At 71.4% G+C, this 20,810-nt stretch carries 19 protein-coding genes; 6 read left to right on the top strand and 13 right to left on the bottom strand.

What is annotated here, in order from left to right; genetic code table 11:
* Positions 1–1,491, bottom strand: a complete 1,491-nt coding sequence (locus SACTE_RS03710; protein ID WP_014044691.1) for an MFS transporter — start codon at positions 1,489–1,491, stop codon at positions 1–3.
* Between the two features lie 115 nt (positions 1,492–1,606).
* Here SACTE_RS03710 and SACTE_RS03715 point away from each other — a divergent pair, with 115 nt between their 5' ends.
* Positions 1,607–2,095, top strand: a complete 489-nt coding sequence (locus SACTE_RS03715) for a MarR family transcriptional regulator (RefSeq protein WP_019993850.1) — start codon at positions 1,607–1,609, stop codon at positions 2,093–2,095.
* A 219-nt stretch (positions 2,096–2,314) separates the two neighbouring features.
* Positions 2,315–3,400 carry a PP2C family protein-serine/threonine phosphatase gene (locus SACTE_RS03720; protein WP_026359257.1) on the top strand — a complete coding sequence of 362 codons (1,086 nt, stop codon included), beginning with the start codon at positions 2,315–2,317 and terminating at the stop codon, positions 3,398–3,400.
* Between the two features lie 19 nt (positions 3,401–3,419).
* On the opposite strand, the gene SACTE_RS03725 is transcribed toward SACTE_RS03720, so the two are convergent.
* Positions 3,420–4,007 (bottom strand): TetR family transcriptional regulator, encoded by a 588-nt coding sequence (locus tag SACTE_RS03725; protein ID WP_014044694.1) that lies wholly within the window; start codon positions 4,005–4,007, stop codon positions 3,420–3,422.
* 95 nt (positions 4,008–4,102) lie between these two features.
* Here SACTE_RS03725 and SACTE_RS03730 point away from each other — a divergent pair, with 95 nt between their 5' ends.
* The gene (locus tag SACTE_RS03730; protein ID WP_014044695.1) at positions 4,103–5,146 is read left to right on the top strand and encodes an NAD(P)-dependent alcohol dehydrogenase; all 1,044 of its coding nucleotides are present in this window, start codon (positions 4,103–4,105) and stop codon (positions 5,144–5,146) included.
* A 74-nt stretch (positions 5,147–5,220) separates the two neighbouring features.
* On the opposite strand, the gene SACTE_RS03735 is transcribed toward SACTE_RS03730, so the two are convergent.
* Entirely contained in the window at positions 5,221–6,177 is a 957-nt protein-coding gene (locus SACTE_RS03735; RefSeq protein ID WP_014044696.1) for a LysR family transcriptional regulator, read from the bottom strand.
* A gap of 73 nt (positions 6,178–6,250) precedes the next feature.
* Between SACTE_RS03735 and SACTE_RS03740 the strand changes: the two genes are divergently transcribed.
* A complete protein-coding gene (locus SACTE_RS03740) occupies positions 6,251–7,267 on the top strand; it encodes a DMT family transporter (protein ID WP_014044697.1) in 1,017 nt (338 codons plus the stop codon).
* On the opposite strand, the gene SACTE_RS03745 is transcribed toward SACTE_RS03740, so the two are convergent.
* On the bottom strand, positions 7,254–8,585 hold the full coding sequence (locus tag SACTE_RS03745) for an aminotransferase class I/II-fold pyridoxal phosphate-dependent enzyme (RefSeq protein WP_026359258.1): 1,332 nt from the start codon (positions 8,583–8,585) through the stop codon (positions 7,254–7,256). The genes SACTE_RS03740 and SACTE_RS03745 overlap by 14 nt on opposite strands.
* Before the next feature lie 36 nt (positions 8,586–8,621).
* On the opposite strand from SACTE_RS03745, the gene SACTE_RS03750 reads away from it, so the two are divergent.
* A complete protein-coding gene (locus tag SACTE_RS03750; protein ID WP_014044699.1) occupies positions 8,622–9,323 on the top strand; it encodes a pyridoxamine 5'-phosphate oxidase family protein in 702 nt (233 codons plus the stop codon).
* Between the two features lie 51 nt (positions 9,324–9,374).
* Here SACTE_RS03750 and SACTE_RS03755 read toward each other — a convergent pair whose 3' ends face one another.
* The 4 genes from SACTE_RS03755 to SACTE_RS32875 all read right to left on the bottom strand — a co-directional run bounded on the left by SACTE_RS03755 (position 9,375) and on the right by SACTE_RS32875 (position 12,972).
* Positions 9,375–10,334: a DMT family transporter gene (locus SACTE_RS03755; RefSeq protein WP_014044700.1), complete on the bottom strand. Its 960-nt coding sequence runs from the start codon at positions 10,332–10,334 to the stop codon at positions 9,375–9,377.
* A gap of 159 nt (positions 10,335–10,493) precedes the next feature.
* Positions 10,494–11,534: an EamA family transporter gene (locus SACTE_RS03760; RefSeq protein ID WP_014044701.1), complete on the bottom strand. Its 1,041-nt coding sequence runs from the start codon at positions 11,532–11,534 to the stop codon at positions 10,494–10,496.
* Between the two features lie 69 nt (positions 11,535–11,603).
* Positions 11,604–12,146, bottom strand: a complete 543-nt coding sequence (locus SACTE_RS03765) for a Clp protease N-terminal domain-containing protein (RefSeq protein WP_014044702.1) — start codon at positions 12,144–12,146, stop codon at positions 11,604–11,606.
* A gap of 211 nt (positions 12,147–12,357) precedes the next feature.
* On the bottom strand, positions 12,358–12,972 hold the full coding sequence (locus tag SACTE_RS32875) for a PadR family transcriptional regulator (RefSeq protein WP_014044703.1): 615 nt from the start codon (positions 12,970–12,972) through the stop codon (positions 12,358–12,360).
* Positions 12,973–13,304: 332 nt separating this feature from the next.
* On the opposite strand from SACTE_RS32875, the gene SACTE_RS03775 reads away from it, so the two are divergent.
* Positions 13,305–13,877 (top strand): DinB family protein, encoded by a 573-nt coding sequence (locus SACTE_RS03775; RefSeq protein WP_014044704.1) that lies wholly within the window; start codon positions 13,305–13,307, stop codon positions 13,875–13,877.
* A 1,098-nt stretch (positions 13,878–14,975) separates the two neighbouring features.
* Here SACTE_RS03775 and SACTE_RS03780 read toward each other — a convergent pair.
* The 5 genes from SACTE_RS03780 to SACTE_RS03800 form a co-directional block, all read right to left on the bottom strand.
* Positions 14,976–15,995, bottom strand: coding sequence for an ATP-binding protein (locus SACTE_RS03780; RefSeq protein WP_014044706.1), 1,020 nt, complete (start codon positions 15,993–15,995; stop codon positions 14,976–14,978).
* A complete protein-coding gene (locus SACTE_RS03785; protein WP_014044707.1) occupies positions 15,992–18,082 on the bottom strand; it encodes a Mu transposase C-terminal domain-containing protein in 2,091 nt (696 codons plus the stop codon). Before SACTE_RS03785 ends, SACTE_RS03780 begins: the two co-directional genes overlap by 4 nt.
* Positions 18,070–18,852: a TnsA-like heteromeric transposase endonuclease subunit gene (locus SACTE_RS03790; RefSeq protein ID WP_014044708.1), complete on the bottom strand. Its 783-nt coding sequence runs from the start codon at positions 18,850–18,852 to the stop codon at positions 18,070–18,072. The genes SACTE_RS03785 and SACTE_RS03790 overlap by 13 nt, the downstream gene beginning before the upstream one ends.
* 278 nt (positions 18,853–19,130) lie before the next feature.
* Complete coding sequence (locus tag SACTE_RS03795; protein ID WP_014044709.1) at positions 19,131–19,994, bottom strand: hypothetical protein; 864 nt, start codon at positions 19,992–19,994, stop codon at positions 19,131–19,133.
* Positions 19,995–20,052: 58 nt separating this feature from the next.
* Positions 20,053–20,757, bottom strand: coding sequence for a GntR family transcriptional regulator (locus SACTE_RS03800; protein ID WP_014044710.1), 705 nt, complete (start codon positions 20,755–20,757; stop codon positions 20,053–20,055).
* Positions 20,758–20,810: the final 53 nt, after the last annotated feature.

Consider the following 20,810-nt stretch of genomic DNA (forward strand, 5'->3'; position numbering starts at 1 on the left):
TCACACGACGGCGCGCTCCGTGCCGGCGGGGGCGTCGGTGGAGAGGCCGTGCTGTTCGTCCTCGGGCCGGCCCCTCTTCGGCAGCAGGAGGGTGATGGCGAGGAACGCGACCAGCAGGCACGCCTGGACGACGAGGGCCCGATGGAAGCCGCCGGTGAAGTCGCCGGACGTGGCCTGGGCGAAGAACACCGAACCGAAGACGGCGACACCGATGGAGCCGCCGACGGACTGCACGGCCGACAGGACACCGGAGGCGGAGCCGATCTCGTCGTCGTCGACGGCCGCCAGGACGAAGCTGAACAGGGCGGCGATGACCATGCCCGCTCCGATACCGGCGACGGTGACGCCCGGGGCGATGTCCCGGACCGAGAAGGACGCGGTAGCCAGACCGTCGAGTTCGAACCAGAGGAGGACCGCGCCCGCGAGCTGCACGAGCGGGCCGATCTGGAGCACCTTGCGGCCGATCCTGTCGGCGAGCACGGCACCGCTGACCGCTCCGCCGATCGCGGTACCGAGGGCGAGGGGCAGATTGCCCAGACCGGCCTCCCCGGCGGTGAACTGGCGCCCGATCTGGAGGTAGAGGGTCAGCACGAGCTGGGTGCCGACGAGCCCGGCGAAGAACAGGGCGATGCCGCCGAGCCCCACGGTGAAGGCGGGCTTGCGCAGCAGCGCGGGGGTCACCAGCGGCTCACGGCCCGCCGCGGCCGTACGGCGCTGCTGGAGCGCGAACCCGGCGAACCCGAGCGCGGACGCGGCCATGGACAGCCAGGTCCACAGCGGCCACCCGTCCTCCTGCCCCTGGTTCAGCGGCAGGACCAGCAGGGCACAGGACACCGCGACGAGGGCCGCCCCGGTCATGTCGACCCGCACCGTGCGGTCGCCGGACTTCTTCGGGACGAACCGTGCGGCGACCGCCAGGGCGGCGATCCCGATGGGCAGGTTGACGAGGAAGACCGACCGCCATCCGAGTCCGAAGATGTCCCCCTGGATCAGGCCGCCGCCCAGGACCGGGCCGATGATGCCGCCCAGACCGAGGACGGGGCCGAAGATCCCGAAGACCTTGGTGAGCTCGGGCCCGGAGAAGTTCTCCCGCAGCAGTCCGAGGCCCTGGGGCAGGAGCATGGCCCCGGCCGTGCCCTGGACCAGCCGGAAGGCGATCAGGGACCCGATGTCCGGTGCGAGCGCGCACAGCAGCGAGGACGCCGTGAAGGCGGACAGCCCGAGCAGGAACATGCGGCGGCGTCCGTAGCGGTCACCGAGCCGGCCGCCGAGCACGAGCCCGGCCCCCAGGGTGAGGGCGTAACCGCCGATCACCCACTGGAGGCCCACCGGGCCCGCGCCGAGGGACTCCTCCAGGGCCGGTCCGGCGACGTTGACGATCGAGGCGTCCAGAAGATCCATGATCTCCGCGACGAGCATGACCACCAGGATCAGCCATCGCCACCGGTAGGGCGTATCTGTCCCGTCGGTGGCGGGGGAAGGGTCGCGCATCTCGGTACCTCCATGGTGAAGTAATTCCACGGTGAAGGTAAATTGGCGACGGTAGGTTGTCAAAGCGGGCCACCGACGCGGGGCCGAGCGACAGAGCGGAAGGTGGCGTGCCTCCATGGAGGAACCGATGCGCGGTGACGTGACGGCGCAGCGCGAGCGGCTGATCGAAGGACTGAGGATCTACGGCGGCCACTACGCCGAGCTCGGGCGGCGCTTCGCCGCCTGGCTGGGCCTGCACTCCACGGACGCGACCGCGGCGCTGGAGATCGCCGCGGCGGAGGAGCGGGGAACCCCGCTCTCACCTGCCCGGCTGAGCGAGCGCATCTCGCTGTCCACGGGAGCCACAACCGCGCTCCTGAACCGCCTGGAAGCGGCAGGGCACATCACCCGCACCCGCGAGCACTCCGACCGGCGGGTCGTCACCCTGCGCAGCGGCGCGCACATCCAGGAGCGGGCCGACGAGTTCTTCGGCCCGCTCGCCCGCCGGCTGGACGCCTCGATGACCCCCTACCCCCCGGAGCTCCTGGACCGGTTCGAGTCCTTCGTGTCCGATCTGAACGCCGCCCTGGACGCCCACCTCGCCGAGCGGGCCGACGGGACCTGACGGCCCGCGCCGTCCACCCGGCACCGCCCGTCGGTGCCGCATGCCCGAGGGCCGGCCGTCACCCCTGCGGCCGCCCACGGCCGACCGCACCGGCGGAGGAGAGCGAAGGAGAGAGGACGGAGCGGGAGGGCCCGAGCCTCCGCGCCGCGACGGCGGCAGAACGGCGACACCCGGCAGGACGACTGTCACCGACGGTGGCATGCGGGCATCATGTCCCATATGTCTTGGCGGCGCGGCGTAGAGATGATCCCGTGGGCAATCATCGTGATTGCCGTGGTCGCCGACCTCGCGACACCGACGGACGTCAGCACCGCCCCCCTGCTGGCCGCCGCGCCGGTGACGGCCGCACCGCTGAGCCGCACCCGCACCATCGTCGGTGTCGGCCTGGCCGCGATGGTCGTCCACGTCTTTCTCGCCGGCGTCGACCACACGTTCGGATGGCGGCTCGGGATCGCCAACCAGCTGACGCTCGCCGCGGTGACCGTGCTGGCCGTCGGCCTCCACCGCATGCTGCGGCGCCGCGAGGAGGGCGCCCGACGGGCCGAGCGTGTCGCCGAGGTCGCCCAGAAGGCCGTCCTGCCGACCCCTCCGGCCCGCATCGGCGCCCTGGAGATCGCGGCGTCGTACATCGCGGCCGAGGACGAAGCCCTGATCGGCGGCGACTTCTACGCGGTACGGGAGACGGCCCGTGGCACGCGCGCCATCCTCGGCGACGTGCGGGGCAAGGGAATGGCCGCGGTCCAGGCGGCCTCCGTGATGGTGGGCGCCTTCCACTCCTACGCCGACTACGCCGAGGACGTGACGGAGCTGGCCGGCTGGCTCGACCGCCACCTGGAACGCGAGGGTGAGCGCCGGGCCGGTCTGGAGCAGTCGGAGGGCTTCACCACCGCACTCCTGGTGGAGTTCGATCCCGTGACGCACACCGTGGCCCTGCTCAACCGCGGGCACCCGGCACCGCTGCTCCTCGACCGCACGGGGCGGGTGCGGTCGCTCGACCCCTCCCAGGAGGCGCCGCCCCTGGGGATGACGGTCCTCGGCGTCGTACCCGCGCCCATCGACCGGTTCGCCTTCCCGCCCGGCTCGACCCTGCTGTGCATCACCGACGGGGTCACGGAGGCGCGGGACCCCCTGGGACGCTTCTACCAGCCCGAGCAGAGGCTGTCGCTCCTCGCCCGCCGCCCCTCGGGCCCCGCCGAGCTGCTGCGGCTCCTCGCGGAGGACGTGGAGCGCCACAGCCACGGGCGGCCCAAGGACGACCAGGGCATCCTCGCGATCACCCATGTGGCGCCGTCCCCCGCGCCGTGATCTCGTTCGCCCTGGTGTCTCAGTCGGGCGCCACGGCGCGGCGGACGCCGTCACGGAGCAGGGCGCGGCGCCTCTCGTGCAGTTCCGCGGGCTCGTCGGCGGTGGCGGCGTAGACGTTGCTGACCGGCGACCAGGCCATGGACATGGCGATCACCAGGGCCATCAGATCGAACGGGTCACCCGCGCGGACCAGCCCGGCGGCCTGCGCCTCGGCGATCGCGCGCAGTTTGACGTCGTCGAGACGGTCCGGATCGTCCACCAGGTGGCCTGCCGGGCGCCGCTCCAGGCGTGCCCAGGTGGCCAGCCGGATGAGGTCCGGCCGGCGCAGGTACTCGTCGTACAGGCGCACGGCCCAGTCCGCGAGGTCGGTGGCGTCGATCGGGGCGACGTTGACGATCCGTTCGAGGGAGCCGAAGAAGATGGCGTCGAAAAGGCCTTCCTTGCTCCCGAAGTAGGCGTAGAGCTGCGCCTTGTTGGTCCGGGCGCCGGCCACGATCCGCTCGACGCGGGCACCGGCGATCCCGTGCTCCGCGAACTCCCGCGTCGCCACCTCGATCATCCGCCGGTAGGTGGCCGCTCCGCGGGCGGTCAGAGGCTCCTCGGTCATGTCCGCACGCTATCAAACAGAACAGTTGGTTTGCCTGTCCGGGTCTCGGAGCCTACCCTCCGACAGACCGAACAGTCTGTCTGGGAGGAGTCGACATGAGGACCACTGTGGGATGGCAGGCGACGGGCTCCGGCCGCGCGCTCCGGCGGGCCCCGCTGCGACGGCGTGACCTGCGCGCCGACGACGTGGCCGTCCGCGTGGACTACTGCGGCGTCTGCCACACCGACCTGCACGCCGTCGAGAGCCGGGACGGCGCGGCCGACGAGCCACTGGTGCCGGGACACGAGTTCACGGGAGTGGTGACCGCGACCGGGTCCGAGGTCACCCGCTTCACCGCCGGGGACCCGGTGGCGGTGGGCAACATCGTCGACTCCTGCGGCACGTGTGCCATGTGCCGGGCCGGCCAGGAGAACTTCTGCCACTCCTTCCCGACCCTCACCTACGGCGGCACCGACCGCCACGACGGGACGCCGACCCAGGGCGCGTTCTCCCGCGAGTACGTCGTCCGCGACCGGTTCGCCTACCGGCTGCCCGAGGGCCTGGACCCGGCGGCCGCCGCCCCGCTGCTCTGCGCGGGCGTCACCGTCTGGGAGCCGCTGCGCGCTCTCGGCGTCGGGCCCGGGACGCGGGTGGCCGTGGCGGGACTGGGCGGCCTGGGCCATCTCGCGGTCAAACTCGCGGTGGCGCTCGGCGCCCGGACGACGGTGCTGAGCCGTTCACCCGGCAAGGCGGAGGACGCGCGCCGCCTCGGCGCGCACGGGTTCGTCGTGTCGTCGGACCCGGAGCGGATGGCCGAGGCGCGGGGCCGCTTCGACGTCCTCATCGACACGATCTCCGCACCGCACGACCTCGGCCCCTACCTGTCACTGGTCGCCATGGACGGCACCCTCAGCCTCCTCGGGCACCTCGGGCCCGTCACCGTGGAGGCCCTCGATCTGCTGGTGGGCCGCAAGAAGCTCAGCTCCGCCGGCAGCGGCGGCAGCCCCGCGACCGCCGCGCTGCTGGACTTCTGCGCCGAGCACGGCATCACCGCCGACATCGAACTGCTCCCCTCGGCACGGGTGAACGACGCCCTCGACGGCCTCCGGCGCAACGAGGCCCACTACCGCTACGTCCTCGACCTGTCCGACCTGGACTGAACACCGGCGGGCGGCGGCGCGGGGCCCCTCCGGGATCCGCCCGCCTCATCCGCGAAATGCCCGCCGACGACGTCTCAGGGGAGTTCCGCACGTTCCCCGGAGCCGTCCGGGGCCCCCGCCGGGGCGGGTTCGTGCAGCGCCCGGCCCGCGGCGCGCAGAGCCGATACCGCCGCCCTGATCGAGGGCCGCCGGTCCGCGTCCGTGCGCCACACCGCGTGGACGTGCCGACGCATCGTCTGCCGCACGGGCACCAGCCGCAGCCCTTCCGGGACCGGCCCGCGCCCCAGCCGGGGTGCGACACAGACACCGAACCCGGCGGCGATGAGGGCGAGTTGGGTGTGATGCTCGCCCGCGAGATGGGCGATGCGCGGCTCGATCCCCTTGGAACGCAGAGTGAACATCAGCCAGTCGTGGCAGAACTCGCCCTCCGGCCACGACACCCAGTCGTCGTCGGCGAAGTCCTCCAGCCCGACCTCCGCGCGCTCCGCGAGCGGGTGGTCGGCCGGCATGGCGATGTCCGGTGCGTCTTCCAGGAGTTCGGCCTTGGTCAGACCTCCGGGGACCGGCAGCCGCTTGTTGCTCCAGTCGAGCACCACGGCGAGGTCGACGTCCCCCCGGAGCACCGCTCGGATCCCCGCCTCGGGCTCCAGCTCCGTCGTACGCAACGTGAGTTCGGGGTGATCGGCACGCAGCGTGGTGAGAGCCGCCGGGAAGAGCCCGCGGGCGGCGGTCGGGAAGGCCGCGAGCCTGACCTCGCCCACCACCTCGCCGCGCTGCGCCTCGATGTCGGACTGGGCCAGCTCCACCTGCGAGAGGATTCTGGCGGCATGGTCGGCGAGCAGCCGGCCGGCATCGGTGAGGCGGACCCCCCGGCCGTTCCGGGCGAGCAGCCGCTGACCCACCTCGCGCTCCAGCTTGGACATCTGCTGGGAGACCGCGGACGTGGTGACGTGCAGACCGTCGGCGGCGCCGCTCACCGAGCCGTGCCGGGCGAGGGCGTCCAGCGTCCGCAGGCGCTCCAGGTTCAACATGTAAGCGATGCTACACAGTCACACCGACAAGGTCTCACTTGTCCTACGAAGAGGTGCCCGTCATCGTTGAACCATGAGCACCCCTACGGCGCCACCGACCGCACCCCGCCCACCCCTCACCCCGGCCCCCGCCGTGTCCGCGCCCGCCGATGCCGCGCCCGCGGTGCCGGACTCCCGCCGGTCGGTCGACTGGCGGCTGCGCTTCGTGGCGCTGTCGCTCATCTGGGGGTTCAGCTTCCTGCTCATCAAGGTCGGCACCGACGGGTACGCGCCCTTCCAGGTCACCCTCGGCCGGCTGCTGTTCGGGGCGGCGGTCCTCGCCGCCGCCATGGCGGTGCGCCGTGAGCGGGTGCCGCGCTCCGCCCGGACGTGGGGCCACCTCCTCGTCGCCGCGTTCCTCCTCAACGCGTTGCCGTTCTCGCTGTTCGCGTACGCCGAGCTGACCATCCCGTCCACCCTGGCCGGGATCTGCAACGCGACCTCACCGCTCTGGGGCATGGCCCTCTCGATGGTCGCGCTCTCCGAGGACAGGCCGACCCGCCGCCGGGTCGCCGGGCTGGGCCTCGGCTTCCTCGGTGTCCTGACGGTGCTGGGGGCCTGGCAGGGCTTCTCGGGTCTGGACTTCGGCGGTACGGCGATGGCGCTGCTGGCGTCCCTGAGCTACCCCGTCGGCTGGATCTACGTCCGCCGCACCCTGGCGGGAACCGGTCCCTCCGCCCTCGCTCTGACGGGCAGCCAACTGTTTCTCGGTACGGTGCAACTGGCTGTGATCACACCGGTGTTCACCTCGATGCCGACCCGCTTCCCGCTTCTGCCGACGCTCGCGGTCGTGGCGCTGGGTGCACTGGGCACCGGGCTCGCCGTCCTGCTCCAGTACGGCCTCGTCCAGGAGGTCGGCCCCACGACGGCGCAGATGGTGACCTACTTCATCCCGGTCATCGCCACCGCCGCCGGTGTGGCCGTGCTCGGCGAGCAGCTGAGCTGGAACACCCCGGCCGGCGCCCTCGTGGTCCTCGCCGGCGCCGCCCTGACCCAGAGCCGTGGCCACCGGAAGGCGGCGCGGGCACCCCGCCCGGTCAGCCGTAACTGACGGGACGGACCGGCCCCGCCGCGGCCGCCACCGCGTCCGCCAGCGGCTCGATGTCGGCGGCCGTCAGCGGAGACACCGTCAGGCGCACCGCCTGTGGCGAATCGGTCCGGAAGCGAGCCCCCGGGGCCACCGCCCATCCCGCGCGCAGCAGCCTGGTCACGGCACCCGTCTCGTCGCTGACGGGCACCCAGACGTTCATGCCGCTGCGGCCGTACGCCGCCACCCCCCGCTCGGCCAGCGCGGCCACCAGCGCTTCCCGCCGCTCCCCGTAGGACCGTGCGACCACCCTCGGATCGACGGCCCCCGAGGTCCACAGGTGCACCACGGTCCGCTGGAGCAGCCGGCTGACCCAGCCGGGCCCGAGCCGCAGACGCCCCGTCACCCTGTCCATGGTCAGCGCGTCCCCGGTGAGCACGGCGAGCCGCAGATCGGGACCGTACGCCTTGGCGGCGGACCGTACGAGCGTCCAGTGCTCGGTGACACCGGCGAGAGGGTGCAGCGGGAGGTCGACGATGCCGTGGCCGTGGTCGTCCTCGACGAGGAGGGTGCCGGGATACCGGGCGAGCACCGATCGCAGTTCCGCCGCCCGGTCCGCTCCCACGACCGCCCCCGTCGGGTTCTGCGCCCGGTCGGTGACCACCAGCGCCTTGGCCCCGGCGCGCAGGACACGTTCCACCTCGGCGGGCAGCGGGCCGTCCTCGTCGAGCGCGACGGGGGCGGCACGCAGGCCGAGCGCGGGGACGAGGTCCAGCAGGGCTCCCCACCCCGGGTCCTCCACGGCGACCACGTCACCCGGCTTGAGGTGGGCCGCGAGCACCCGCTCGATCGCGTCGAGCGAGCCGGACGTCACGGCCACCGGCCCGGCGGGGACCCCGTCGGCGTCCAGCTCCGCCCGGGCGAACCTGGCGAGTTCGGGCAGCACCGCCTCCTCGCCGTACCGGCCGGGCCGGCGCGCGTACTCCTGCGCGGCCGCGGCCAGCGCCTCACCGAGAGGGGGCAGCAGCGCGAAGTCCGGGTTGCCCTCGCCGAGGTCGCGCACCCCCGGGGGCGCCTCGACACGCAGCGAGCCGCGCGCCGTCCCCGCGGGGCGGGGGCGCACCCGGCTCCCCCGGCGCCCCGCGGTCTCGATGACACCGCGTTCCCGGAGCGTGCGGTAGGCGGCGGCCACCGTGTTCGGGTTGACGCCCAGCCGCACCGCCAACTCCCGCATGGGGGGCAGGACTTGGCCGGGCGGCAGCGCGCCCGAGCCGACCCCGCTCTCGACACTCGCGGCAATCTCCGATGCGCGGCGCCCACTGATCCAGTACTCTCCTAGCACAAAAGACATTATGCACTAGTGCAATGGAGTAGGTACATGCCGGAGACCGCACCGCCCGAGGACAGGGCTCAGGAGACCACCGCTTCCTACACGCCGACCGCGCGCACGGCCCCGACCCGGGGCCGTGCGCGCGCGTCGTACGACAGGGAGCTGGTCCACTCGATACTCGACGAGGCATACGTCTGCCATCTGGGCTTCGTGCGCGACGGTGCGCCGGTCGTCCTGCCCACGCTCTTCGCACGGGTCGGCGAGCGGCTGTACGTGCACGGGTCCACCGGCTCCCGTCCGCTGCGCGAGACGGGGGCCGCGGACCCGGGTCTGCCGGTGTGCCTGACGGTCACCCACGTCGACGGTCTGGTGCTGGCCCGTTCCGCCTTCCACCACTCGATCAACTACCGCTCGGTGGTGGTCCACGGCACCGCGGTCACAGTGACGGACCCCGGGGAGCGGCGCCTCGCGCTCGACGCCATCGTCGACCAGGCCGTACCCGGCCGTTCCAAGGACTCCCGCCCGGCCGACGCGAAGGAGCTCGCCGCCACCGCCGTCGTCCGCCTCGATCTCGACGAGCTCTCCGCGAAGGTGCGCACCGGCGGACCCAACGACGAGCCGGGGGACCTGTCGTTGCCGTACTGGGCGGGCGTGGTCCCGCTGGCCCGCGGGTACGGTGCGCCGGTGCCGGCCGACGACCTGGACCCGGCCGTCCGCGCGCCGGACTATCTGACCGCGCGGACCGTCTGACCGCGCGGACTGCCTCACCCGGTGCCGACGTACCTTCGGCCCGGCCCCGCGTCAGGCCGGCACGGCGGGCCGGCTCCGGCCGGCCTTCGCCGCGTCCCGCGTCTCGGCGAAGGCCAGCCCCGCCACCGCGGCGAGCAGCAGCAGCGTGCCGGTGACCGTGGCGGCGGTGAGCCGCTCCCCCAGCACGGTCACCGCGATCAACGCCGCGCTCACCGGCTCCAGCAGCATGATCACGGAGACGGTCGCCGACCGGACGACGGCGGCCCCGGTGAAGTAGAGGGCGTAGGCGAGGGCGGTCGGCACCGCCGCCACGTAGACCATCAGCCACAGCACCTGCCCCGGCGCGGCGGTGTGCGGCACGAGCCCTTCGGCCGACGCCAGGGGCAGCAGCCCGACCGCACCGATACCGAAGGCCCAGGCGCTGGTGGCGAGGGCGTCACCGGACGAACCGTCGCGGCCCAGCCACCGGGTGAGCAGGGTGATCGCCGCGTAGCCCGAGGCGGACAGCAGCGCCAGCAGCACACCCGTGGGCCGTACGTCCGCCGTCTCACCGCCGAGGACCAGCACCGCGAGCCCGGCGAGCGCACCGGCCACGGCGACAATCCCGCCCCGGCCCAGGCGCTCCCCCAGGATCAGCCGCGCCCCCACCGCGATGAGGACGGGCCCGGCCCCCAGGGTGATGACGGTTCCGACGGCCAGTCCGGTCGCCTCGACCGCGGCGAAGTAGGCGCTCTGGAACACGGTGAGCCCGAGACCGGTCCCCAGGATGCGCAGCAGCCGCCGACGGCCGGACTCGGCCTGGGCGCGAGGACGGCGCGGGCGCACCACGAGCACCGCGGCCAGCAGCACCAGTCCGCCCGCGCACCGCCAGAAGGACAGGGACAACGGGCCGATATCACTGTCCCGGTACAGCAGCGAGGCGGCGGCGCCCGCCGTCCCCCAGGCGATACCGGCGACGACGAGATAGAAGAGGCTCCGCCCGACGGGCAGGCCGAAAGCAGGGTGGGACACGAGAGTTCTCCGCACGAAGAGGGGGTGGTGGTCGCTCGGCTCCGCGTGCGGGCAGCGACGGACCGCCCGGGGCGTACCCGGGCCCGGTCTTCGTCAGGAGTGGCCGCCGCGGACTAGGAAGCGGGCGGCGGAAGGACGGTGAGCCTCATGATCGGCACCCTACGGCGTGCTCCGGCGCCCGGACAAGCCTCCGGCCCCGCTGGAAGCATCGCCGTCCGCGCCGCCGTGCACCGCGAGCCCCGGTGCGCCGGGACCGGCCGCCACCGGCCCGGACGGCGGCCTGGGTGCGGACGACTGCGCGATGAACGCCCCGGCCAGCACCACCGCTCCGCCCACGAGTTGGGGGGCGGAGAGGTGTTCGCCGAGCAGCACCCAGGCGAGCACGGTCGCGATCACCGCTTCCAGGCACGCGACGACGCCCGCCACCTGCGGGGACAGCAGCCGCACGGACACCACACCGGTCACGTAGGCCAGGACGGTGGCCAGCAGCACGATCCAGCCGAGCAGCAGCCAGGCCGGCACATCGTGGCCGTTCATGACGGCATTCGCGCCGAGGGTGCCCCAGTCCATGCCCCAGGGTCTGGCCACGACGGTGAGGATCACCGCCCCGACGAGCAGCCCGTACGCGATCACGCCGACCGGATGCGGGGGCTCCGCCCGCTCACCGGTCCCGCCCTGGCTTCCCTGGTCGGACAGGACGAAATAGCCGACCTGGCAGCAGGCCGCGCCGAGAGCGAGCAGGAGTCCGAGGGCGTCGAAGCTCAGCCCCGCCCACACCTCGACGACGCAGGCGAGTCCGCCGACCGCCAGGACCACCCCGGCGGCTGCGGCCCGCGTGACGGGCCTGCGCTGCACGAAGCGCACCCAGCCCAGCACCAGGGCCGGAGCGAGGTATTCGACGAGGAGGGCGACCCCGACGGGGATGCGGGAGATCGCGGCGAAGTAGCAGGCCTGCACCCCCGCGACGGCGAACAGCCCGAATCCGGCCAGCAGGGCGGGCCGTTCCCGCACCAGGCCCCGGTGCCGCCAGGCGACCGGCAGCATGATCAGGGCGGCGCCGGCCACTCGGAGCCACACCACGTGCAGCGGATCAAGACCCGCCTCGATCAGCGGTTTGGCCGCGACCCCCGAACCACCGAATGCGAACGCCGAGGCAAGGGCGAGGCCCAGTCCGGCACTTCTGCCGTGAGTCGCGTGCATCGGCACATCATGGCAGTCGGCGTCAGCAGCGTCACCCCCGTCGCGCCTGTCGCGCGGTCACGCCCGGGGTCATCCGGCACGGCGGGCCTCGGCGAGACGTCCCGCCGCCCGGAGCGCGACCCTGGCAGCGTCGGCGCCCGCCCGCTCCAGGACCTCGACGGCACGGCAGCGTGGGTCCGCGACCAGGGCCGCGAGCAGATCGAGGCCACCGGCACGGGGCTCCCCGCGGAGCGCCGCGCCGCGGACGGCGCGGTCGAGTGCGGCGGCGGCCGAGGGCGACCAGGTTCCCGCGCCTGGCTCCGGGAGCGCGGGGAACGCTCCCGAGTCCTCACGGGTGCCCTGCCAGCGCAGCCCGTACCCGATGCTGCGCTGCACGAGGTAGCCGAGGACCCTGGCCAGCTGGGGGCCGCCGTCGAACATCTCCCTGACCTCGGGGTCGGACTCCACGAGGGAGTGCAGGAGATGGGCCGTGTCGGTCTGCCGGTCGCCGTCCCGGACAGCGCGCCTGCGGGCACCGGACGCCACCACGGCCAGCTCGGCGGTGAGCCGCGTCGTGTCGGCGGTGGGGCTGGGCGGGGGTTGTACGGGTGTCCATGTCGTCCGGTGGTGCACCCTCTTACTCCACCATTTCCCGCGGCCGGAATCGTCGCCTGGACGGCCCATCCGCACATCCCGCGAAAGGTGGGCGGCGGGAGTGGTCCCTCATCCTCCGGGATGAGACCGCACCCTCATACGGGCCCCTCGTACGGGCGGGGCCCGCAGCGACCCCGGTTCCGGTGATGCGCTGCGGGCCCCTGCCCTGCCGCTGTCCGTACGGCACGGCTCAGCTCTCGTCCGCCAGGATCAGGTAGAGCTTCTTACGGCTCTCGTTGATCACGGCGAGCGCCTTCTCCCGCTGGTCGGCCGATCCGGTCTTCCAGACCTGACCGAACGCCTCCATCAGACCGAAGCCGGCCTGCCGGATCTCGTTCATGCCCTCCCAGTCGACGCCGCGCCCGGCGTCCTCCCAGGGCGCCTCGGGGCCGGACTCGGCCTCCGTGCGCCCCGTCTCGGTGAGCGTGAACAGCTTCTTGCCGCCCTCGCTCACGCTGACGATGAGTCCTTCGTCCTCCAGCAGTTGGAGGGTGGGGTAGACCGATCCGGGGCTGGGCCGCCAGGCCCCGCCGCTGCGGTCGCCGATCTCCTGGATCATCTCGTAGCCGTGCATCGAGCGGTCCTTGAGCAGCGCGAGGATGGACGCGCGTACGTCGCCGCGCCTGGCCCTCCCTCGGCCGCCACCCCTGCCGCGTCCGCCGCCTCCGAAGGGGCCGCCACCGCCGAAAGGCGGGCCGAACGGCCCGAAGGCGGGGCGCCCACCGTCGAAGTCACCCCTACCGGGGCCTCGACGTCCCGCGCCGTATCCGTGCTCGTGTCCGTGGTCGTGTCCATGTGAACGCATGACTGCGCTCCTCTCTCATGTGTCTTCCGAGCTGTTCGTGTCGCGACTCCTGTCGTTGATCTGTCGCGATGCCTCAACGATATATCGGAAGGTATCGCATGGCAAGGCCCCGCCGATATGGGCTTGGTGACCTGTGCCAGTGAACGTTGATTGATTGCCAGCGAAGGGCGACCGACTAACTTCTGTGCCAGTTAGAGCTGACCGCTTATGGGTTTGTGACAGTGGAGGATGACCGCTGGCGGTGAGTGTCGGCCGTCGTCAGCCTCGGGCGCATCGCCGGCTTCTTGTCAGAGCCACGTGGTTGGGTGGCCGCATCCTTGAAGGAGGACCACGTGACCGATCTCAAAGCGGAGTTGCACCGCAAGCTGCAGGCAGGACGGGCCGGCCTGCTCTCCAAGCTGGAGGGACTCACCGAATACGACATGCGCCGGCCCATGACGCCCACCGCCACAAACCTGCTGGGCTTGGTCAAGCATCTGGCAGGCCTTGAGTACGGATATCTCGGCGAATCGTTCGACCGCCCGGCACCAGAGCCGCTGGCCTGGGTCGAGGACGGTTCAATCTGGGAAGGCGCAGATATGTGGGCCAGGCCCGATGAGTCCAGCAAGTACATCGTCGGGCTCTATCAACGTGCCTGCGCGCATGCCGACCGGACCATCGCGGATCTCGCACTCGAAACCCCGGGCCAGGTGCCGCACTGGCCCGAAGACCGCCGGGCCACCACCTTGGGCGTGCTGCTCGTCCGCATGGTCTCCGAGACTGCCCAGCATGCTGGCCACGCCGATGTCCTGCGAGAGCTCATCGACGGCAAAGCCGGACCAGATCACGATGGCTTCGGCGACGATGCCAAGTGGCAGCAGTATCACGCCCGCATCCAGGCGGCGGCCGACACCCACCGCGCGTAGACGCGTTGAGACCGCCCAACCTTCGATAAGACGGGACAGCGGCGACGATCTTCTATCGGGGCTGCGTCGCCTTCCGCCGTCGATATGCCTTCTGGCGGCAGCGCTGGGAGCATGTCCGGCGCTGTGACCTGCGGCTTCCTTCTGGCATAGGGCCTGAACAGACCGGGCAGGGCGGTGTTTCAAGGGGTTCGTTGCGGGCCGGGGCGAGGGCGTCAGCCCTCGCCCCGGCCGTATTGGGTGAAGCCGCAGGTCCAGGCAACGGGACGGGGCTGGGGGTTGTCGCCGGAGCGGCTTGCTGAGCACGTTGTTCTTCGGACGACCGGTAGGCCCGCTGACGGCATCGGGCTGAACACGTGCGGCGCCGTGACCGTCCGTGGCCAGGAGGTAGGGGCTGCTCGCAGATCTCGCATGTGCGGGCAGGCGTCGGTGCCGGTTTGCGGGGCGGGGCCGGTGGACGGGGTGGACGTGGTGGTGTTGTTCTCCAGCGGTAGGCGGACTGGCGGCAGCGTTGCGAGCACGTGCGTCGTCGGCTCTTCGTGGTGCTCGGTGCCAGGGGGCCTTCGCAGATCGGGCAGGCCGGCGGTGAGTCGCCCTCCGTGTTCGAAGACACCTCAGCGACCTGTTGCTTGCGTTGTTGTCGTTCGAGGTAGGCGGTCCGCCGACAGGCCGATGAGCAGAGTGGGCGGCGCTGCCCGATCTGCATCTTCATGAGTTTTCCGCAGATCCGGCAGGGTTCGCGGCGCCATTCGCTGGCCGGGTAGCGCTTGCGGTATCTCTTCTGGCGGCAGGCTCTTGAGCAGGTCAGGGGTTTGGGGCCGAACATCGACTTGGCCTGGATCGGGGCTCCGCATTCCTTGCACTCGACCGTGTTCAGGATCAGCTGGAGATCCGTCAGGTCTCGGCCAGCGGCCGCTGCGATGCGGGGCCATGTCGGTTTGCCGCGGTGCAGGGGCGGTTCGGTGAGGTACTTCCGCAGGTAGGCGGGAGGAAGGTGGTTGGCCTGGGCCAGGCGTGTGATGAAGGAGGCGGCTCCTTCTCCGCGTTGCGGACGGACTTTGAACGGAAGACGGGCGACATCGGTGTCCGAGGCCAGCGATGTCATCCGTCGGTGCCGGGCTGCTTGCGGCGGGAGGCGATATCGAGGTCGACGGCCAGCAGTCCTGCTTTGGTGATCTTTTCGGTGCCGGTGAGGATGGCGTCGACGGCGGCCCCGCGGAGCTGGTGGGACAGAGTGCCGATCATGCCGCCGGTGCGGGTGTGCAGGAACCGGTCCAGGCGGGTGAGGGTGCCGGGCTTGTGCTGGTGCAGCAGGAGGTTCGCCTCCAACTGGGCGACCAGGGCCTTCCATTCCGCGTTGTAGGGGAAGGGGTGGGTGTCCACTGCTGTGAAGCGGGCGGCGATCTGGTCGCCGCGGGTTCCGGTCAGGAGACTGCTGTCCTCGATGTCGATGCCCGCGTAGGCGAAGGTCGCCGGGATCCGCTCGGAGAAGTACTTGAGTGTGTCGGACGCGTCGGCTCCGGTGCGGGTCTGCAGCGAGATGTTGTGGATCTCGTCGACCAGGACGAGGCCGGTGCGGGCCTTGGTGCAGACGCCGACCACGGCTTCGGTGAGGTCGGTGATGTTGGAGCTTCGCAGGACCGGGAGACCGAGGAACCGGGCGAACTCGGCAGCGATCATGCGGGGTGTCGCGGCGGGCGGGACGGTGATGTAGATGACCGGTATGCGCTCGTCCTGGCCGGGGTGCCGGCGACGGTCCTGGAGTTCGTGGGCCAGGCCGAGCTGGGTCAGAGCGATCGTCTTGCCGGTGTTGGCCGGACCGGTGACGATCAAGCCGCGGCGTGCGCTGATGGCACCGCGGTTGAGGACGGTCAGGCGACGTCCGCAGGTGACGGTGCGGCGGACGGTGGAGGTGGCGACCACCTGGAGACGGGCGTGGTGGTCGAGCCGGTCCTCGTCGTAGTCGTACTTTTCCTCTTTGCTCAGGGCGTCGTACTCGTTCTTCGTCAGCACGGTCATCGTGGTGCTGGTCGTCGACGCGACAAACTGCTGCCAGCCCGGCAGGACGGTCAGGTACTGGCCGAAGTCGTCGTGCGGGCCACTGTCGGGCATCGTCGTCATGATCTCTTCCAGGGGTCCTCGAGCGGGTCGAAGAGCCCCAGCGGGATCACCTCGGCCATGGTTTCGTCGCCCTCCGCCGACTCATGCGGGGCGAGTTCGTTCTGCGTGCTCGGCGGTGGCGGTGTTGCCGCCGCCGTCGGCGTGGTGGCCTTGGTGCGGGCCGCGACGCGGCGGTCCTTCTTGGCCGTTGCGGCCTTCCTGCTCTTCTTCGCCGTCGGCCGGTCGGGGCCGGCGTGTGCGCGGGTAAGCAGGGCGGCGACGGCCTCGGCGAGTTCTTCCTCGGTGGCTTTGGGCAGTTGGTGGCTGACGTGGTCCCAGGCCAGGTCGCCGAAGGGGACCGGAGCCCGGTTCAGGTATTTCCAGGTCGCCTGGACCCATTCGCCGCTGCCGCGGTGATTGCGTACCCAGACGCGGGAGACGTCGTAGGGGTCACGGTGGACCTCCCAGAGCCCGCGTTTGGCGGTGATGCCCGAGTCTCGCCGTCGCATCGGCCCGAGTTCGGGGGCGTCGTAGGTGCGGTTGTTGATCCGGATGCCATAGGAGTTGACGGCCCGCCAGGCCGCGGGCAGGAGCTCGATGTAGTCCTGGCCGCTGAGCGCGACCGGGACGTAGCCGCAGGCCTCGACCAGGGCGGCGTACCTCTGGTTGGGGGTGAACAAGCGTCCCGGGTGGTCGGGATCACGCAGCCCCTCGTGCGGGCGGTTCTGCCACTTCGCGACGATCCACTCGTCCAGCAGGTCCTGGAGTTCAGGCAGTGACCACAGGTTCTCCTCCTCCGGGTGCCGACCTCGGTGGTCGGTGTTGCGGCCGGTGTAGCCGGGGAGGAACTGGGCGAACATCGTCGCGACGGAGCCCAGCATCTTCTCGATGTGGCCCTTCTCGAAGGGCGAGCCCTTGTGCGTGGGCTGGAAGTCGATCTCCAGGAACCGGCAGGAAGCCCGGAAGTTGTGCGAGACGAACACCTTGCCGTGATCGCAGACGATCATCTCCGGGACAATCACCGGCTTGGCCGCAGCATGCTCGAGGCGTTCGTCGATGGTCAGCAGGCGGCGGTGCGGCAGCACCGAGCGCGACATCTTCAGTGCGTCGATCCAACCCGGCCGCATCAGTTCCGGCGTGACCGTCCGGGCCAGCAGCACGCTGGCGTCGACCGACTTCGTGGTGGGCCTGAGCACCGCCGCGGTCAGCGTCCTGGACGCGACGTCGATCATGCCGGTCAGTTCGACCTTGCCGACCACTCCGTCGTCGAGGCGGACCATGACGTCCAGCGGAGTGGAGTCGATCTGCATGACCTCGCCCGGAGCCGACACCGTCAGCTCTCCGAACGGGGCAGCGGCCCCGTGGGCCTTCGACCTGCGGGTGACCGCCGACCCGGTCGTGTGCGTGCCCGCCGCCAGCCTGTCCAGCAGGCGGTAGAGCGTTCGCCGCGACGGCAGTTCGGCCAGGTCCCCGCCGTTCTCCCGGAGGATCTCCCCCGTCCTCCAGATCAGGTAGGCCCCGTTGCGTGTCGACGTCTCGACGCCCTCTTTGATTGCCTGCCGCATCGCCTCGATGACAGCGTCCGGCGTGTCGCCGAACTCCTTGCGCTTGCGGACCGAACGGTGGTCCACGAGCCTGGCCAGTCCGACCAGGCCGTCCTCCGTGTAACGGCGTCGCCGCAGTCCGACCGCCCCGGACTTGATCTCGTGGCCGAGGGCCGCGAGTTCGGCAGCCTTGGTCTTCTGGCGTGAGGTCACCGACGTGCCCGGCCCGTAACCCGGCCGCGGCGGTGTGCCGGGTTCGACGCCGGGTGGCAGGCCGTGCAGGACCTCGAGAATGTGCCCCTCCCACCAAAGTGCCCGCTTCATCACGTCGGGAGCGAAGGTCTCCAGCAGGCCGGACGGGGGCAGCGGCATGCGTTCGGGCTGGAAAAGGATCTCGAAGTCCGCCGTCTCGAACAGGTCGATCAGAGCGACCACTCGGTGCGGTGTCTCGGTGTCCTCCAGCACCGCCGCCTGTGCGGTGACCTCGAGAACCCCCCTGATCTGGCCTTCGAACCGGACCCGCTGGCCGACCGCCAAGGCCGGCGGCCGCTTCAGGCTGCCCATGTGTTTCCTTCCGTCCAGACCAGGCTGTCGGTCTCCATCAGCCCTCCCACCAGGTCCGTCTTCAAGGCACCGGACCACAGCAGATGGAACAGCACCGGCAGAACCTGCAGACGGTCTCCGACCAGCCCGGCGCCGTCCCAGAGCCCCATCGGTTCACGGAAGACCTCCAGCAGCCGATTCGCCACCAGCACCGGCCGCCCGCAGCGGGCCCGCCGATACCGGGACAGCCAGCGGACATTCGCCATGAACACCGGCTCAGGCCGCCCGACCCACTCGAACTCCCAGCCCACGGCCCCGCAGGCATGCCCGGTCGCGTCGAACGCCTCCCGCGTCGCCTCATCCATCTCGTCCGCGGCCCGGACGTCAACGATGCGACCGCGGCCGTCGGACAGCCGGACGAAATAGTCGGGAGCGTGCCGACGCTTGCGTGTGCCGTCGTGCCAGTGCAGCCAGAACGGCTGCGAGGCGATCGCGACCACCTGTGGATCACGGTCCAGCAGGATCAGCTGGTCTCTCTCCAGCCACGATTCGTAGCCCACGTGATCCCGCATCGTCGAGGAGTAGTACCAGCCGGCGAATCCGTGACTGTCCTTGTGCCAGCTGAACTCCCGCACCGAGTCCATGGCCTCGAACGGCATGTCCCAGCTGCCCCCCAGCGATCGGCGCACGAGCGTGCCGTTGACGGAAAAGGCCAGGTCAAAGGCTGCAAGGGCAGTCTCGCCGAACACACCGACAGGTGCCTCCACCACGTCCCCCGCGTACCTGTACATCAAATGATCAACCTGCGGTGGCACAAACTAGCGTTGATCATCCTTCAGTGGCAATCGATCAGCGATCACTGGCACAGGTCACTTGGGCGTGATGGTCATCGTCCTGATCGTGGCCGCCGGCTCCTCCGGCCCCCGATGGACCCTGACCGTTTCTGGGGCTTTCACGGCCTGTCCCTTCGCGCACCGACCGTCACGCACATCGGCAGCGGCCGTGGCTGGGACGCCGTGCGCGGCGTGGGGCGCGGACGAGGCCGAGTGCTCGGCCCGTCGCTCAGCCCTCAGCCCTTGCCGAAGTGCACCGCGGGGAAGGCGCCCGCCGCCCTGAGGGCTCCGGCGAATCCGCCGGCCAGTTCGGTGAGGCGTGCGGTGGCGGCAGGGCCGAGGTGATCGTACGGGGCGGTATCGAGTTGGTCGGTGAGCGCCTCGGTCTCGCCACGCAGGGCCGCGCCCGCCCGCGTGAGGTCGCCCGCCTCGTCCAGCAGACCTCGGTCGCACAACTGGTGCCGGGCGGTGTCCCATTGCCGCGAGGACCAACCACGCGTCCGCCTGAACAGTGCCGAGGTCGGTGCCGTTCCGGTGGCGTTGTGCAGGATCAGCGCCTCGATGCCGGACAGGCCGGCGACCGTCAGGGCGGCGAGGTGACCGTCACCCCGGTGCTCGCGCAGCAGTGTCGCGGCGTACCACAGGGCCAGGTGGGGCTCTTCGGGTACGGGGAGGTCGGCGTTGGCCGCGTACAGCGGCCGCGCCTCCCGGCGGCATGCTTCGGTGGCGCGCAGCGCCAGTTCGGCGGCCTCGGCCATCTCCGCGGAGGCGAGAGCCTCCTTTCCGAGTAGCCGCCGCAGCGTCCGGTCCGCGCCGCGCAGCCGCGCCGTCAGCACCGCCTCCGGTGTCGTGACGGTCCACGCGGCGGGGATGTACCGCCGCACATGCTCGTGGTCGAAGTTGTAGAACGTCGCCGTGACGGTACCCGCGTCGACGGCCCCGAGCGGTGCCGCGCGGCCCGCGAGGTAGACCATGGCCCCGCGCTCCAGCCCGAGTGCGGCCAGTTCGTCCTCCAACTCCGGCGCGAAGTACATGGATACGTGCAGGGGGCTGACGGCGTTGTGACAGTGGCGGCCCGAGCTCGCCTCGGGGATGGTCATGCCGTGACTCCGGTTTCGGTGATCAGGTGCGGTCGTGCGGCCGGGCGTACAGGGCGCATCAGGCTTCGTTCGTGGGTTCGCGCCGGGGGCATTCGGTCAGTCCCGCCGCGGTCTGGGTGAGGTGCCGGGTCAGGACCTCAGCCGCGGTGTCGGCGTCACGGGCGAGCGCGGCCTCCTCCAGCCGGCGGTGTTCCAGGACGCCGTCCCGGCCGGGGTTACGGTGCGCCGACCAGCGCCGGGCCAGCTCACTCGCGGTCCACATCCGGTCGAAGGTCTCCAGGAGGACAGGGTTGCCGCATCCCTCCAGCAGGGTGCGGTGGAAGACCCGGTGGGCCTCGGCCCAGGTGCTGCTGTAGTGCTCACCCTCCTCCGGTACGTACGCCGGGGTGCGGGCCAGACGGTGGTGAGCGGCTCGCACGCGGGCTTCCCAGTCGACATCGCCGCGTTCGACGGACATGCGCAGCATGACCGGTTCCACGGTCCGGCGGGCCTCCGTGATCTCCTGCCAGCGGCGGTCGGAGAAGGCGGGGACGGCGAAGCCGCGGTTGGGCAGCCGGTCGGCGAGTCCCTCGCCGACCACCCGCACCAGCGCCTCGCGCACGACGGCCAGGCTCACACCCTGCTCCTTGGCGAGGTCCTGGGGCTTGAGGGGATCACCAGGAGCGTGATCCCCGCGCATGATCGCGTCCCGCAGGTGTGCGTAGACCTGCTCGGAGAGCATCTGCTTCCCCGCCGAGGCCGACGGGTGGGTTGTCTGAGTCATGGTTCCACAATAGACGATCGGTTCAATAATCGATTATTACTGCTATGGTCGAT

The organism is Streptomyces sp. SirexAA-E (assembly GCF_000177195.2).
Classification (GTDB): domain Bacteria; phylum Actinomycetota; class Actinomycetes; order Streptomycetales; family Streptomycetaceae; genus Streptomyces; species Streptomyces flavovirens.

Coding starts and splice junctions, on each gene's coding strand:
- SACTE_RS03750 (WP_014044699.1), top strand. CDS start 8,622: ATGCCGGAGACCGCACCGCCCGAGGACAGGGCTCAGGAGACCACCGCT.
- SACTE_RS03720 (WP_026359257.1), top strand. CDS start 2,315: ATGTCTTGGCGGCGCGGCGTAGAGATGATCCCGTGGGCAATCATCGTG.
- SACTE_RS03710 (WP_014044691.1), bottom strand. CDS start 1,491: ATGCGCGACCCTTCCCCCGCCACCGACGGGACAGATACGCCCTACCGG.
- SACTE_RS03715 (WP_019993850.1), top strand. CDS start 1,607: ATGGAGGAACCGATGCGCGGTGACGTGACGGCGCAGCGCGAGCGGCTG.
- SACTE_RS03800 (WP_014044710.1), bottom strand. CDS start 20,757: ATGACTCAGACAACCCACCCGTCGGCCTCGGCGGGGAAGCAGATGCTC.
- SACTE_RS03730 (WP_014044695.1), top strand. CDS start 4,103: ATGAGGACCACTGTGGGATGGCAGGCGACGGGCTCCGGCCGCGCGCTC.
- SACTE_RS03785 (WP_014044707.1), bottom strand. CDS start 18,082: ATGGGCAGCCTGAAGCGGCCGCCGGCCTTGGCGGTCGGCCAGCGGGTC.
- SACTE_RS03790 (WP_014044708.1), bottom strand. CDS start 18,852: ATGTACAGGTACGCGGGGGACGTGGTGGAGGCACCTGTCGGTGTGTTC.
- SACTE_RS03735 (WP_014044696.1), bottom strand. CDS start 6,177: ATGTTGAACCTGGAGCGCCTGCGGACGCTGGACGCCCTCGCCCGGCAC.
- SACTE_RS03795 (WP_014044709.1), bottom strand. CDS start 19,994: ATGACCATCCCCGAGGCGAGCTCGGGCCGCCACTGTCACAACGCCGTC.
- SACTE_RS03760 (WP_014044701.1), bottom strand. CDS start 11,534: ATGCACGCGACTCACGGCAGAAGTGCCGGACTGGGCCTCGCCCTTGCC.
- SACTE_RS32875 (WP_014044703.1), bottom strand. CDS start 12,972: ATGCGTTCACATGGACACGACCACGGACACGAGCACGGATACGGCGCG.
- SACTE_RS03725 (WP_014044694.1), bottom strand. CDS start 4,007: ATGACCGAGGAGCCTCTGACCGCCCGCGGAGCGGCCACCTACCGGCGG.
- SACTE_RS03780 (WP_014044706.1), bottom strand. CDS start 15,995: ATGACGACGATGCCCGACAGTGGCCCGCACGACGACTTCGGCCAGTAC.
- SACTE_RS03740 (WP_014044697.1), top strand. CDS start 6,251: ATGAGCACCCCTACGGCGCCACCGACCGCACCCCGCCCACCCCTCACC.